The following is a 13924-nucleotide window of genomic DNA, read 5'->3' as shown; positions in this document are numbered from 1 at the left end:
GAAAGCTGCTTGTTACGGCACCTGGCGCGGCGTTGCGCCAAACTTGTGCACATTCGTGCACCGTGCGTGTCAAGCGCTTATGACAAAGTGTCGCAAAGCCTTTGCGCGCCTATATCTATATTTAACTTACTGAAAAATAAGACCTTTTTAGGTTGGTGAAAAAACCGCCAGTTTAACCGCAACCCACTAACCATCGGCACTTGGCGAGGTTGTCATCCGTTTGTCCACTGAGTTATCCACAGCTTCTGTGGATTAATTTCCGTTGTGATGCAGATCGCGTTTCGTGGATTTTTTCAAGTCTTTAACTCTGAAAAAAAAGGAGTAGAGTGCGCGCCCTTGTCCCCCGAAGCTTTCGGTGATCATGAGAACGCGTCCTCTCGCTTCGACTCCGGTCGACAGCAATTCCTCTTCAGCGCGCCTGCCGATGCGCATGGCGCTGTGGCTGCTGGACAGCCAGCGTCTAGGACAGACCAAGAGTGTCAAACGTATCGCCGGTCGTATGCTGAAGCAGCCGGCGCTCGAAGGTGTGGTGGAAGCTCAGAGCCGCTTGGGACGGCTGCTCTGCCATGACTGTGACAGTCAACGCGACCGTCGCATCGGCTTCGAACTGCTGCGCCAGGCTGCCCGCGCCGGCGATCGTCAGGCGCAACTGGAGCTGGGGCAGTTGTATTGCCAGCCCCAGCACCGCGAGCTGGCGAAGGCCCGCCACTGGCTGGAGCAGGCCGCTGCCCAAGGCTCCACCGAAGCGTCACGCATACTCCAGCACCTCCCGCCCAAGCGCTAGGCCAGGCGCGGACTGACCACAGGGGGCGTGCTGGCTATACTGCGCGGCAATTGTGCCGGAGCCGTTCATGCCCCTTGATCCCCTCTATCTGACCGCTGGCCTTGGCATTCTCTGTCTCATGCTGGCCGCGGCCGCCGCCGTGTTGCAACGACGCCTGTCCGAGCGGCAGGCCCAGCTCTCACTGCTCGACGAGCGTCTCAGCCAGGCGCTGCTGGCTCAGGAAGGACTCAGCGCCCAGCTTGAAACCAGCCGGCTCGAACAGGCCGATCTCCAGCAGGCCCGCGCGTCGCTGCAGGCTGAGGTTGCGGTGCTGCGTCGGGAAACCGAGTGGCTGCAGGCCCAGCGTGCGGAAACCCGCGACCAGCTCGATGATCTGCAGGCCGAGCGCGATGCCCAGCAGGCGGAGCTCCGAGCCCTGAGTGCCGCCCACGCCGCGATCAGCGCCGAACTCGGCGAACAGCAGAAGACCCATGAGCAGCGCCTGGCGGATCTGCAGGGCGCACGCGACGAATTGCGCGCACAGTTCGCCGAGTTGGCCGGCAAGATCTTCGAGGAGCGTGAGCAACGCTTCGCCGAAGCCAATCACGAACGGCTCGGTCAACTGCTCGACCCGCTGAAGGAGCGCATCCAGTCGTTCGAAAAGCGTGTCGAGGAGAGCTATCAGAACGAGGCGCGCGAGCGTTTCTCACTGGCCAGGGAGCTCGAGCGGCTGCAGCAGCTCAACCAGCGCCTCGGCGACGAGGCGACCAACCTGACTCGCGCCCTGCAGGGGCAGAAGACGCAGGGCAACTGGGGCGAACTGATTCTCGAACGGGTGCTCGAGCATGCCGGACTGGAGAGAGGACGCGAGTACCACACGCAGGTCAGCCTCAAGAGCCCGGACGGTCAGCGCTTCCAGCCCGACGTGCTGATCCAGCTACCCGGCGACAAGCAGGTGGTGGTCGATGCCAAGGTCAGCCTGACGGCCTATCAAGCGCTGACGTGCGCCGAGGACGACGGTAGTCGCGCGCTGGCCCTCAAGCAGCACGTGCTGTCGCTGCGTAATCATCTCAAGGGCTTGTCACTCAAGGATTACCAGCGCCTCGAAGGCTTGCAGAGCCTGGATTTCGTGCTGCTCTTCGTGCCCATCGAGGCGGCCTTTGCCGCGGCGCTGCAGGCCGACCCGGAGCTGTTCCAGGAGGCCTACGCCCGGCACATAGTGATCGTCAGCCCGACCACCCTGCTGGCGACGCTGCGGGTGATCGACAGCCTTTGGCGGCAGGAGCGACAGAGCCAGAACGCTCGCGAAATCGCCGAACGGGCCGGGGCGCTCTACGACAAGTTCGCCGCCTTCATCCAAGACCTCGACGAGATCGGCACGCGCTTGCAGCAGCTGGACAAGGCGTTCGCCGGGGCACGTAACAAGCTCACCGACGGGCGCGGCAACCTGGTCGCTCGTGCCGAACAGCTCAAGTTGCTGGGCGCCAGGGCCAGCAAGCGCCTGCCGGCCGATTGGCTGGAGCGCGCCGGGGCCGATAGCCCGATCGAGGCCGCCGAAGACTGACGCCCGATCAGACCACCCAGAGCACGATCAGGCCGGCCAGCAGGCCGCCCAGCATGAACGGTAGCGTGAGCGTGGCCAGCGCGCGGCCACCAATGGCGAGTATCAGGCCGGCCTTGACCAGACTGTTGCTCAGCGCCGCGAGAAAGATGCCGCGCACCGCGACGGATTGGCTCAGGTCGGTGTGCGCGCTGCTGGACAGTGACAGGGTGATCGCATCGACGTCGGTCAGCCCGGACAGCAGCGACACCAGATAGACGCCCGTATCGCCCAGCAGACGCTGTCCGGCCTCGACGAGGAAGAGGATCACCACCAGCAGGCCGGCAAAGCGCAACGCCGGCCCGAGCTCGAACGGATTCTTCAGCGGTGGCTCGGCCGGGTTTTCCGGCCGCTGGGCGGCGCGCAGGTAGTAGAACAGCGCACCGGCGGCATAGATCAGTCCGGCCGTCAGCATGGGCGCGAGCAAGGCAGGCAGCAGCCCGCGATTGACCACACCGACCTCCAGCAGCACTCTCGGAAACATCAGCGCCGAGGTGGCGAGCAGCCCGGCGGCCAGGGCCGGACGCAGCTTCTTCGCGTCCAGCCGGGCCAGGGTGATGGTCATTGCCGTGGACGACACGATGCCGCCGAGCAGTGCCGTAACCAGCAGGCCATGGCGCGTGCCGAACAGGCGGATAGCGACGTAGGCCGCGAAGCCGATCCCGGCGATCAGGACCACCATCCACCAAGTCGTGTAGGGATTGAACGCCTGCCAAGGCCCGAAGCCCTGGTCGGGGAGCGCCGGCAGCAGCACCACGGAGATGAACAGCAGCTTGAGCGCACCGCCCAGTTCCGCTTCGCTGAGTCGGTTCAGCGCGCTGTGCAGGCGCGCCTTCAGGTTGAGCAGCAGGGCGACGACGATGGCCACCGAGGCGGCCAGCAAGCGGCTCTCGGCGATCGCCAGGCTGCCGAGCAGGAAGGTGAGCAGCAGCGCGACCTCGGTGGTCATGCCATGGTCGGCGCTGTAACGCGACTCCACCACATAGCCGGCCACGACCAGCAGCGCCAGCGCCAGGAACAGGGCAATCCAGGCCGCTACGCCGTATTCGCCGGCCATCAGTGCCGCCAAGCCGCCGAACAGGCCGCTCAGCCCGAACGTACGGATGCCGGCCAGCTCTTCGTCACGATTATCGCGGCTGCTCCAGCTGCGCTCGGTGCCGATGAGCAAGCCTACGCCAAGGGCCGTGGCGAGACTCAGCAAGGTGTCGAGGGTCATGGGTGTAACGCCTGGTGCTTTGACGGCCTTGAGTCTAGCCGTTGCGCTGAACGCCTGGCTTGCGCTGGGGCAAGCCGGGCTCGGTTCAGTGCAGCGGCACGTGACGGCTCATGAGTGCGCGCAGGGCAGCGGGTTTGACCGGTTTGGCGAGAAAATCCAGCCCGGTGGCATGGATCGCCGCGATCAGCTCCGGACGTCCATCGGCGCTGATCACCACGCCGGGGATGGGTTCGCCCAGGCGGGTACGCAGCCAGGCCATCAGGTCGGAACCGGTTTCGCCATGGTCGAGGTGGTAGTCGACCAACACCAGCTGCGGACGCACGTCCTCGCGCAGCAGCGCCTCGCATTCGGCCCGGTTGCTGGCGGTCCAGACCTGGCAGCCCCAGCGCGACAGCAGGCTGTTCATGCCCACCAGGATGCTGTCCTCGTTGTCGATGCACAGCACCTGGACGCCGGTCAGCGCCGTCGGCTGGGTCTCGTGCTTGCCCTTCGGCTTCGGCCGGGACACCTGGCTGGCGATCGGTACGGTCACGCTGAACACGCTGCCCTTGCCGGGCCAGGAACGTACCGACAGCGGATGGTCGAGCACCTGGCAGAAGCCGTCGGCGATCGCCAGGCCCAGACCCAGTCCTTTTTCGGCACGGGTCTGGTGGCTATCCAGGCGTTTGAATTCCTCGAAGATCACGCGCAGTTTGTCCTCGGCGATGCCGGGACCGCGATCCCAGACTTCCAGGCGCAGCGAATCGCCCTGGCGGCGCACCCCGAGCACCACCCGGCCCTTGGCATAGCGGAAGGCGTTGGTCAGGAAGTTCTGCAGGACCCGACGCAGCAGACGGATGTCGCTGTCCACCCGCAGGCGACTGCCGTGCACCCTGAAGTCCACCCCTTGCTCGGCGGCCAGTACGGTGAATTCGGTGCTCAGGGTGTCGAACAGGTTCGACAGTGGGAAGGGGTTGCGCTCCGGTGTGATGCGGCCATTTTCCAGCCGCGAGATGTCCAGCAAGTCGGAAATCAGGTCCTCGGCCGAACGCAGCGAGCTGTCCAGATGGCGGACCAGGTCCTGGGCCTCGCGGGGCAGGGCATCATGCTGGTGCGACAGCGCGGCGGAGAACAGGCGGGCAGCGTTCAGCGGCTGCATCAGGTCATGGCTGACCGCGGCGAGAAAGCGTGTCTTGGATTGGTTCGCCGCCTCGGCGGTGCTCTTGGCGGCCGTCAGTGCCTTGTTCAGCTCGGACAGCTCCTGGGTGCGCTCGCTGACACGTTGCTCCAGGCTCTCGTTGGCATCCTTCAGGGCGCGCTCGGCCTCGCGGTAGGCGGTGATGTCGCTGAAGCTCATGACGAAGCCGCCGCCGGGCATCGGGTTGCCGATCAGCTCGACCACCCGCCCGTTGGGGAAGGTGCGCTCGGAGGTGTGCGCGCGGCCCTGGCGCATCCAGTACAGGCGCTTGGCGACGTGCGTATCGGCATTGCCCGGGCCGCAGAGGCCGCGTTCGGCGTTGTAGCGGATGATGTCGGCGATGGGGCGACCGATGTACACCAAGCCTTCGGGGTACTCGAACATTTCCAGGTAACGGTGGTTCCAGGCCACCAGCCGCAGCGACTGGTCGACCACGCTGATGCCCTGGGTGATGTTCTCGATGGCGCCCTGCAGCAGCGCGCGGTTGAACTGCAGCACTTCGGAGGCTTCACCGACGATGCGCACCACGTCGTCGACCTGCATGTCGCGACCTTCCAGCGCCGCCTTGACCACTGCTCGCGTGGACGAGGCACCGAGCACGCCGGCCAGCAGGCGCTCGGTGTGGGCGATCCACTGGCCGTCGGCCTGCTGCCTGGGCGAGTAGTCATGGCCGTGACGACGGGCGAAGCGCTGGAAGCTCAACTCGGCCCGTTCGGCGCCGACGAAACGTGACGCCAGCGAGAGCAGGTCCTCGACCTGGACCGCGAGCAGGCGCCGGGCGCCGGCCGTCGGATGGATTTCCTGGCCAATGAAACGGCTGGCCTGCCAGTGCTCGGCAACCCGCGTCTGCGACAGGATCGAGACCCAGAAGAAGAGCGTCGCGTTGCCCACCAGGGAGAGGGTGACGCCCAGGGTCAGGGCGCTGGTGCTGAAGGGCAGCTCGGTGGTGTACATCCACTGCAGGCCGGGGAACATCTCCAGTGGCCAGCCGAGCAATGGCAGGATCAGTGTGTACACCCAGATCAGCGCGCCGGCGGTCAGCCCGGCAAATACGCCGCGGCGGTTGGCCTGCTTCCAGTACAACGCGCCGACCATGGCCGGGGCGAGCTGGGTGAGGGCGGCGAAGGCGATCTGGCCGATGGTCGCCAGGCTCGCGCTGGGGCCGAGCAGGCGGTAGCTGACATAGGCCAGCAGCAGGATCGCGACGATGCTGATCCGGCGCACCGAGAGCATCCAGTGGCGGAACACCTCGAAGGGCTGCTCGGCTTCTTTGCGGCGCAGCAGCCAGGGCAACAGCATGTCGTTGGACACCATGGTCGAGAGGGCGACGCTGGCGACGATGACCATCCCGGTCGCCGCCGAGGCGCCACCGATGAAGGCGAGCAGCGCCAGCGCCGGATGGGATTCGGCGAGCGGCAGGCTGATGACGAAGGAATCGGGGCTGATTCCGCTGGGAAGCAGCATCTGTCCGGCCAGCGCGATGGGAATGACGAACACCGCGGCCAGGACCAGGTAGAGCGGGAACACCCAGCGTGCAAGGCGGAAATCGCGCGGCTCGATGTTTTCCACCACTGTGACGTGGAACTGCCGCGGCAGGCAGACGATGGCCATCAACGCAACGGTCGTCTGCACCAGCATGGCAGGCCAGTTGACCGTTTCTTCCCAGAACGAGGCCAGCTCCGGGGCATCGTGGGCGCGATTGAACAGATCGCCGAAGCCGTCATACAGGCCGAAGGTGACGAACGCGCCGACCGCGAGAAACGCCAGCAGCTTGACCAGCGACTCGAAGGCGATGGCCAGCACCATGCCACGGTGGTGTTCGGTCACGTCCAGGTTGCGGGTGCCGAACAGCACGGTGAACAGCGCCAGCACCATCGACACGATCAGTGCGGTGTCCTGTGCACCTGAGCCGGCTTCCGCCTCGCTGTGGTTGCCGATCAGCAGGTTCACGCCCAGGACGATGCCCTTGAGCTGCAGGGCGATGTAGGGGAGCACGCCGACCAGGCAGATCAGCGTCACCACCACCGCCAGCAGCTGCGATTTGCCGTAGCGGGCGGCGATGAAGTCGGCAATGGAGGTGATGTTCTCCTGTTTGCTGATCATGATCATCTTCTGGATGACCTGGGGCGCCAGCAGCATCAGCAGGATCGGGCCGAGGTAGATGGGCAGGAACGACCAGAGCTGCTCGGCGGCCTGGCCCACCGCGCCGAAGAATGTCCAGCTGGTGCAATAGACCGCCAGCGAGAGGCTGTAGACCCAGGCGCGAACGCGCGGCGACATCTGCCCGCGATGGCGATCGCCATAGAAGGCGATGGCGAACAGGACGGCCATATAAGTGAGGGCGACGAATGCGATCAGCCCGCCAGACAGCGACATGCGAACTCCAGACGACAAGACAACAAGGGCGCCAACCGATCCGGACCGGGGCGCCGGGCCACCGGCCCAGCGAGGCGCGAACCGCGCCGGCTGGCCTGGATGACTGACGCATGCAGCCGGTACCGGGACACGGGACGGTTCGAGCGTTGGCTCGCTGGAAAAGGTCCGGCACTGGGCGCTGCCGTAATTAGTAGATGACTGCGCGAAGTTTCGCAGTAAATCAGCCCGTCGTGTCGCGGCTGCGACCATCGTCGCATGAGGCTGGTCGTCGCGGCCGCGCCGCGCGAAAGTGCCGTGGTAGACGCCGCGGTCGTTCAGAAGCGGTGCTCCGGTTGCAGCCTCGGTCCGCACAGACCAGGCACTGGCGGATCGACGGTGGTCGGCAACGGGCACTTTCGGCCGACGTCCGGGATCACAACAGCGATGCCAACCATCCCCAGCGCCAGGAGAAAAACGATGTTCACCCCGCGCCCGGTCACCCTGCAGCGAGGCGCCTTGCGCCTGGACCCGCTCGTGGAGGCCGACATTCCGAGCCTGGTCGAACTGGCGGACCGGAATCGCGACGAACTCATCTACCTGAACGGCCCGCTGCGGCCGGACTGGTACCGCACCGCACTCGCCGATCAGCGTGAAGAACGCGCCGTGGCTTTCACCCTTCGGGTGGCCGACCGCATCGTCGGTACCACCCGTTTCGCCGACTTCAATCCGCTGCTGCCGGCCGCCGAACTGGGCTGGACCTGGCTGGACAAGGCCGAGCACGGCAGCGGCCTGAACGCTTCGATCAAGTACCTGCTGCTCAGGCACGCGTTCGAGGAATGGCAACTGGTGCGCCTGCAGCTCAAGACGGCGGCCAGCAATCTGCGCTCGCAATGCGCTATCGAGAAGCTCGGCGCGCAGCGTGAAGGGCTGCTACGCAACCATCGCCGCCTTGCCGATGGGCGCCTGGACGATACCGTGCTCTACAGCATCACCGACCGCGAATGGCCGGCGGTCCGGGCGGCGCTGGAAGCCGGCCCCACGGGCTGAGGACGCGCCCCGGTTGCTTTGCACGGCGCTCTGGCAGGCGTGATCCGCGCTGACGGCGTGCCCTGAAGGCCTGCATTAGGGTAATGTCTGCCCTTTTCCCGGGCATGTCGTCCCGTGATCATCCACTCGACTGGCGATCCCTCACGCGTGTCCGCGCGTGAGTCGTTTTTGCGGTGCATACCCTAAGGAGCCCCGATGTCCCGCTCGCAAGAATTCTTGCATGGCTGTCGCGATATTCTGCCGCTGATCGTCGGTGCCGTGCCCTTCGGCATCATCTTCGGCACGCTGGCGATTGGTGCCGGCCTGACCAGCTGGCAGGCCATGGGGATGTCGGCGCTGGTTTTCGCCGGTTCGGCCCAGTTCATCGCCATCACGCTCATCACCGGTGGGGTGGGCGCGCTGGTCGTGCTGCTGACCACCTTGGTCGTCAACCTGCGCCACGCCCTCTACAGCGCGTCGATGCAACCCTTCGTACGGCACCTGCCCAGCCGCTGGCGGGTGCCGCTGGCGTTCTGGCTGACCGATGAGGCCTTCGCCGTGATTCAGCATCGATATGCGCGGGACGATGCATCCCCGAACAAGCACTGGTTCTTTTTGGGCGCGGCATTGACGATGTATCTGAGCTGGCAGTTGGCGACGCTGGCCGGTATCGCCTTTGGCCAGGCCGTGCCGAACGTGGCTAGCTGGGGGCTTGACTTCGCCATGATCGCCACCTTCATCGGCATTGCCGTGCCGATGATGCGAACCCGGCCCCAGGTGGCCTCGGCCATGGTGGCGGCCGCCGTCGCGCTGCTCACCTGGTCGCTGCCCTACAAGCTCGGGCTGATCGCCTCGGCGCTGGCCGGGATCCTGGTCGGCGTCTGGCTGGAGCGCCGCGAAGAGCGGCGCCTACGTGAGGAGATCGCCTGATGCAGACCTGGTTGCTGATCCTTGGCATGTTGGTGATCACCTTCGCCATTCGTTACAGCTTTTTCGCCTGGCCGGACCTGCGCTTTCCACGTCTGGTGGAGCAGGGGTTGCACTACGTGCCGGTGGCGGTGCTTACCGCGATCGTCGTGCCCGGCATGCTGATGCCGCAGGGCGAATGGGCGCTGGACTGGCGCAATGCCTATTTGTTGGCCGGGCTGCTGTCGATCGTTATCGCCGCCGTGACCCGTAATCTGCTGGCGACCATCGCTGGCGGGCTGCTGGGGTTCTTCCTGCTGCGCTGGGCGTTCGGGCAGCTGCCGCTGTGATCTGGCACGCAGTGCGCCGCGTCAGCGGTTGGCTCGATGTGCCCTGAGACGAATTGCCGCGCTCCAATCAATACGTCCCATCCACGGAACCGGATCCATGAGCACGCCTCACTCGCAGTTCACCCTGTTCGGCAAGCGTCGCTTCCTGCCGTTCTTTCTGACCCAGCTGTCCGGCGCCTTCAACGATAACCTGTTCAAGCAGGCGTTGATTCTGGCGATCCTCTACAAGATTGGCTCGAGTGCCGACACCAGCCTGCTCATCAACCTCTGCGCGCTGCTGTTCATCCTGCCGTTCTTCCTGTTTTCCGCGCTGGGTGGCCAGCTGGGCGAAAAGTTCGCCAAGGAGCGTCTGATCCGCGCGATCAAGGCCGGCGAGATCGTCATCATGCTGGCCGGCGGCGCGGGGATGTTGCTGGGCAACCTGCCGCTGCTGCTGGTGGTGCTGTTCTGCATGGGCACGCAATCCGCGCTGTTCGGGCCGGTCAAGTATTCGGTACTGCCCAAACTGCTGGAGAACCATGAACTGGTCGGGGGCAACGCACTGGTGGAGATGGGGACGTTCCTGGCGATCCTCGCAGGGACCATCACCGCCGGGGTGATGATGGCCAACGATGCCTATGCCCAACTCGTCGCCGCTGGCGTGGTGCTGGTCGCTGTCGCGGGCTACCTGGCCAGCCGAGGGGTGCCGGCCACTGGGGCTTCGTTGCCATCGCTGCGGCTGGACTTCAACCTCTTTCGACAGACCGGCGCGATCATGCGCATGGGGTTGGGGCAGCGGCTTTCGGTATCACGCTCGCTGGTGGGCAACTCCTGGTTCTGGTTTCTCGGGGCCACCTACCTGACCCAGATTCCGGCTTATTCGAAGGACCTGCTGCACGGCGACGAGACCGTCGTGACCCTGATCCTGACGGTGTTCTCGGTGGGTATCGCGCTGGGCTCGCTGCTCTGCGAACGGCTGTCCGGCCACAAGGTGGAGATTGGTCTGGTGCCGTTCGGCTCCTTTGGCCTGACCCTGTTCGGGTTGTTGCTCTGGTGGAATTCGGGCGGCTTTCCGCAAGCGGCACTGCCGCATGACTGGCTGGGGTTGCTGCAGATCGGCCAGGCCTGGTGGATCCTGCTGTCGGTGCTGGGGATCGGCATGTTCGGTGGGCTCTACATCGTGCCGTTGTATGCGCTGATCCAGTCGCGCACGGCTGAACAGGAGCGCGCCCGGGTGGTGGCGGCGAACAACATTCTCAACGCCTTGTTCATGGTCGGGTCGGCGCTGGTCGCGATCCTGTTGCTGAGCGTTGCGGGGCTGTCCATTCCGCAGTTGTTTCTCGTGGCATCGTTGATGAACGTCGCGGTCAGCGCCTACATCTTCAGCATCGTGCCCGAGTTCAGCATGCGCTTTCTGGTCTGGCTGCTCGGGCATTCGATGTACCGCGTGCGCCAGCGTGGGCTCGAGGCCATTCCAGAGGAAGGCCCGGCCGTGTTGGTCTGCAATCATGTCTCGTTCGTCGATGCGCTGCTGATCGCCGGGGCGGTGCGGCGGCCGGTGCGCTTCGTCATGTACTACAAGATTTTCCGCCTGCCAGTGCTCAACTTCATCTTCCGCACGGCCGGCGCGGTGCCGATTGCCGGGCGCCAGGAAGATGAAGCCACCTATCATCAAGCGTTCGAGCGCATCAGCCGGTACCTCGAGGAGGGCGAGCTGGTGTGCATCTTTCCCGAGGGCAAGCTCACCAGCGATGGCGAGATGAACGAGTTCAAGGCCGGGGTGGAGCGCATCCTGCAGGCCAATCCAGTCCCGGTCGTGCCCATGGCACTTGGCGGATTGTGGGGCAGCTTTTTCAGCCGCGACCCGAACAAGGGCTTCTTCCGGCGGATCTGGTCGAAGGTCGATCTGGTCGCGAGTGCGCCCATCGCCGCGAGCGAAGCCAGCCGTCAGCGGCTGCAGGCGGAAGTGGCGCGGCTGCGAGGCGACCGGCGCTAGGCGCGGTCGCCTCGGATCGTTCAACGGATTTCGATGCGCTCGAGCAGGTAGGCCTTGGCGTCCTGGTCACCGACCCGGGCCGCTTCGTCGGCCAGGCGCAAGGCGCGCTCCACGTCTTTCGCGGCCAGCGCTGCGTCGATGCCCTGCCGATAATACGCCCGGGTTTCCGGCAGCACGGCAGGCGCTTTTTCACCGGCCATCTCCACACCCATTTCACGTCCGGTGCTGTAGGGCGGGACGTAGTGCCCGGCCTGTTGGCCGGCTTCACGATCGGCGACCAGAACCATGCGCACCACGCCAGCCGGTGAATGCCGCGCAATCGGATCGGCGATGTTCGGTGGCTGGTTGCCCAGCGCTCGGGCATAGGCCTTGGCCGGGTGCTCCAGCTGGGTCTGGCCGCGCATCTGCTGCTCACTGGTATAGAGGATCAGGTAGCGCTCGCTGGCGGGGTGTCCTGGGTAGAGCCGGTCGATGCGCAGTCGCGCGTCCAGGCTGTCGCCCTTGAAGCCGCTGGCCGGAACGTACATGAAGTCGTCCGCATCCAGCAGGCGGGTCATGCGGAACTGGCTGTCGAGCACCATGGCGCGTGGCGCCAGCACAGTGTTGCCAGCCTGGCTGTACAAGCGAATTTCGAAGGAACGATCCCCGGCCGGTAGCTCGAACGCGCGAAAGAAACTCTTGCCACTGTCGAAGGCGAAGGCCGGCGCGTCAGGGCCGATTTCCACGTTGCCGATGAAATCCACCGGGACGGGTTGATAGGGCAGCTCGCGCAGAGTGCCACAACAGAGGGGTTGGGCCTCCAGTTCGGCGCGTGCCTGCTCGACCGGTATCGTCGAAGGAGCAGGGGCCGGGCTCAAGGTATCGACCCGCCGCAGCGAGTCCGTGGCGCAGCCGGCCAGCAGGCCGAAGCCGAACAGCCAGGTGGCGATTCGAAAGGGGGACATGGATAAACCTCGCAGGTCAAAAAAGAGCCCCGGTGCAGGCGGCGGAGGCGCTGCGCAACCGTCCTGCAACCGGCAAGCCGGGGCTAAATCCGCTTGGAGCGGCGGAACGAGAAGTCAAGCGGGCGCCCCATGCGGGGCGCCGTCCCTCACTGCCACCAGGCCTCGACCTGGACCCCGAACGTCAAACCATCGTCATCGCCGGCATCGATGGACTCGCTGGCGGCGTTGTAGCGGTCACCGTCCCACATGGCGTAGGTCGCGAAGGCACGGATCTGCGGACGCGCCCAGAAGCTGCGACCGGCCGACCATTGCTGGGCCAGGGTGATCTTCTTCAGGTCGCGGGTGCGCTCGCCGTCGGCCTGTGGATCGATGCGGTCATAGCCGAACTCCAGGGCAGTGCTCATGACGTCACTCCACTTGTAGACCGGGCGTACGCCGAAGGAGAGCCATTGCTGTCCGGAGTCGTTGTCGAAGTCACGGTCCTCGTAGATCTGCGCGTACATCATCTCGATGTTATCGGTAAGGCTCACCACGCCGCTGTTGACCACGCGGATCATGGTGCCGTCGCTGTTGCCGGTGCTGTTGCGACCGCTGCTGCCGATGATGCCGTCGGTGCCGTACTGCACCGCCAGCTTGTTATAGCCACCAAACCAGTTGCTTTGCTCATGCTGGACGGTGATCAGGTGGCCCTTCTGGTCGGTATAGCCGGGGTCGCGCTCCTGTTCGTCGGTCAGGTTGGCCTTGCCGTAGTCGTAGCCGAGTTCCAGCTTGCCACCAGGGTTGATGGCCAGATCGGAGAGCCGCAGGTCGAGGGTGTCGTTGGCGATGTTGGTCCCGGTGCCGCTGCCTTGGTAGGTCCAGTCGCCATCGGTGTTGCGCACCCAGGCGATGTGCGCCTTGCCAAAGCCCAGGTCGATGTCTTCGATGCCTGCCCCGGGGCCGGATACATCCCAGTAGTAGTAATCGTTGATGTGGACGTCATTGCGTCGGTAGTAGCGCTTGCCGGCCCAAAGCGTCGCGCCGGGGAGGGCGTCGATGACGTTCTTGCCGAGCACGTGAAACTGACGGATGGAGGTGGTGCCTGCTTCGTCGAAGGGATTGTTGGCGCCGTCATCGGTGTCGGTGCCGGTGGCTTCCCAGTCGTTACCCTGATCGGAGCGGTACGCGATCATGCTGTCGACGTAAAAGCTCTTGCCGCCCTCGTTGTAGAGCTCCTGCCCGAGGCCGATCTCGGCGTATGTCTCGCATTCGTTGCCCAGGCGGTACTTCGCCGGCGCGCCCGGCACCTGGAAACAGGCCTGGTCGCCGCCACCAGCTGTGGTGCCGACGCCCGAACGCAGGTAACCGTGGAAATCCACCGCATGCGCGGGCAGTGCCGCCAGCAGGGCGGCGCAGAGCAGGGTGGGTTGCAGAAGACGTACGGATTGTTGGGGGTTCATCGCGAAAGTCCTTTGTTCTTGTTGTTAGGTACTGCCAGCCGTGGCGCCAGACTCGCGGTCATGGCGGGCTGGCGGTGCACGAAAGCCTGCGGATCGGCGACGTTCGCAACATCCTCCCGGTCGTTTTTTTTCGAGGCGGAGCGCGAGGGCGTAGCAGGGGCGGAGGGCATCGG

The 13924-nt window shown here is 65.2% G+C and carries 10 protein-coding genes; 6 read left to right on the top strand and 4 right to left on the bottom strand.

Annotated features, from left to right (window positions below):
* The first annotated feature begins 430 nt into the window (after positions 1-430).
* Both MST27_RS04360 and MST27_RS04355 read left to right on the top strand, forming a co-directional pair.
* The gene (locus MST27_RS04360; RefSeq protein ID WP_243605051.1) at positions 431-784 is read left to right on the top strand and encodes a tetratricopeptide repeat protein; all 354 of its coding nucleotides are present in this window, start codon (positions 431-433) and stop codon (positions 782-784) included.
* A 67-nt stretch (positions 785-851) separates the two neighbouring features.
* Complete coding sequence (locus MST27_RS04355; RefSeq protein ID WP_243604783.1) at positions 852-2327, top strand: DNA recombination protein RmuC; 1476 nt, start codon at positions 852-854, stop codon at positions 2325-2327.
* A 7-nt stretch (positions 2328-2334) separates the two neighbouring features.
* Here MST27_RS04355 and MST27_RS04350 read toward each other — a convergent pair whose 3' ends face one another.
* Positions 2335-3579 carry an MgtC/SapB family protein gene (locus MST27_RS04350; protein ID WP_243604782.1) on the bottom strand — a complete coding sequence of 415 codons (1245 nt, stop codon included), beginning with the start codon at positions 3577-3579 and terminating at the stop codon, positions 2335-2337.
* Positions 3580-3664: 85 nt separating this feature from the next.
* Entirely contained in the window at positions 3665-7132 is a 3468-nt protein-coding gene (locus tag MST27_RS04345) for a hybrid sensor histidine kinase/response regulator (protein WP_243604781.1), read from the bottom strand.
* Between the two features lie 456 nt (positions 7133-7588).
* Between MST27_RS04345 and MST27_RS04340 the strand changes: the two genes are divergently transcribed.
* The 4 genes from MST27_RS04340 to MST27_RS04325 all read left to right on the top strand — a co-directional run bounded on the left by MST27_RS04340 (position 7589) and on the right by MST27_RS04325 (position 11368).
* Positions 7589-8158 carry a GNAT family N-acetyltransferase gene (locus tag MST27_RS04340; RefSeq protein WP_243604780.1) on the top strand — a complete coding sequence of 190 codons (570 nt, stop codon included), beginning with the start codon at positions 7589-7591 and terminating at the stop codon, positions 8156-8158.
* Positions 8159-8353: 195 nt separating this feature from the next.
* Complete coding sequence (locus tag MST27_RS04335; RefSeq protein WP_243604779.1) at positions 8354-9067, top strand: AzlC family ABC transporter permease; 714 nt, start codon at positions 8354-8356, stop codon at positions 9065-9067.
* The gene (locus tag MST27_RS04330; RefSeq protein WP_243604778.1) at positions 9067-9393 is read left to right on the top strand and encodes an AzlD domain-containing protein; all 327 of its coding nucleotides are present in this window, start codon (positions 9067-9069) and stop codon (positions 9391-9393) included. Before MST27_RS04335 ends, MST27_RS04330 begins: the two co-directional genes overlap by 1 nt.
* A gap of 97 nt (positions 9394-9490) precedes the next feature.
* A complete protein-coding gene (locus MST27_RS04325; RefSeq protein WP_243604777.1) occupies positions 9491-11368 on the top strand; it encodes an MFS transporter in 1878 nt (625 codons plus the stop codon).
* Between the two features lie 20 nt (positions 11369-11388).
* Here the strand turns inward: MST27_RS04325 and MST27_RS04320 are convergent, their stop codons facing one another.
* Together MST27_RS04320 and MST27_RS04315 are read right to left on the bottom strand one after the other, a co-directional pair.
* Positions 11389-12312 carry a MalM family protein gene (locus MST27_RS04320; protein ID WP_243604776.1) on the bottom strand — a complete coding sequence of 308 codons (924 nt, stop codon included), beginning with the start codon at positions 12310-12312 and terminating at the stop codon, positions 11389-11391.
* A gap of 146 nt (positions 12313-12458) precedes the next feature.
* Positions 12459-13751: a maltoporin gene (locus tag MST27_RS04315; protein ID WP_243604775.1), complete on the bottom strand. Its 1293-nt coding sequence runs from the start codon at positions 13749-13751 to the stop codon at positions 12459-12461.
* Positions 13752-13924: the final 173 nt, after the last annotated feature.

It is taken from the genome of Stutzerimonas marianensis (assembly GCF_022810315.1).
Classification (GTDB): Bacteria; Pseudomonadota; Gammaproteobacteria; order Pseudomonadales; family Pseudomonadaceae; genus Stutzerimonas; species Stutzerimonas marianensis.
Note: the sequence above shows the minus strand (reverse complement) of the source record. Positions and strands in the feature narration are given on the sequence as shown.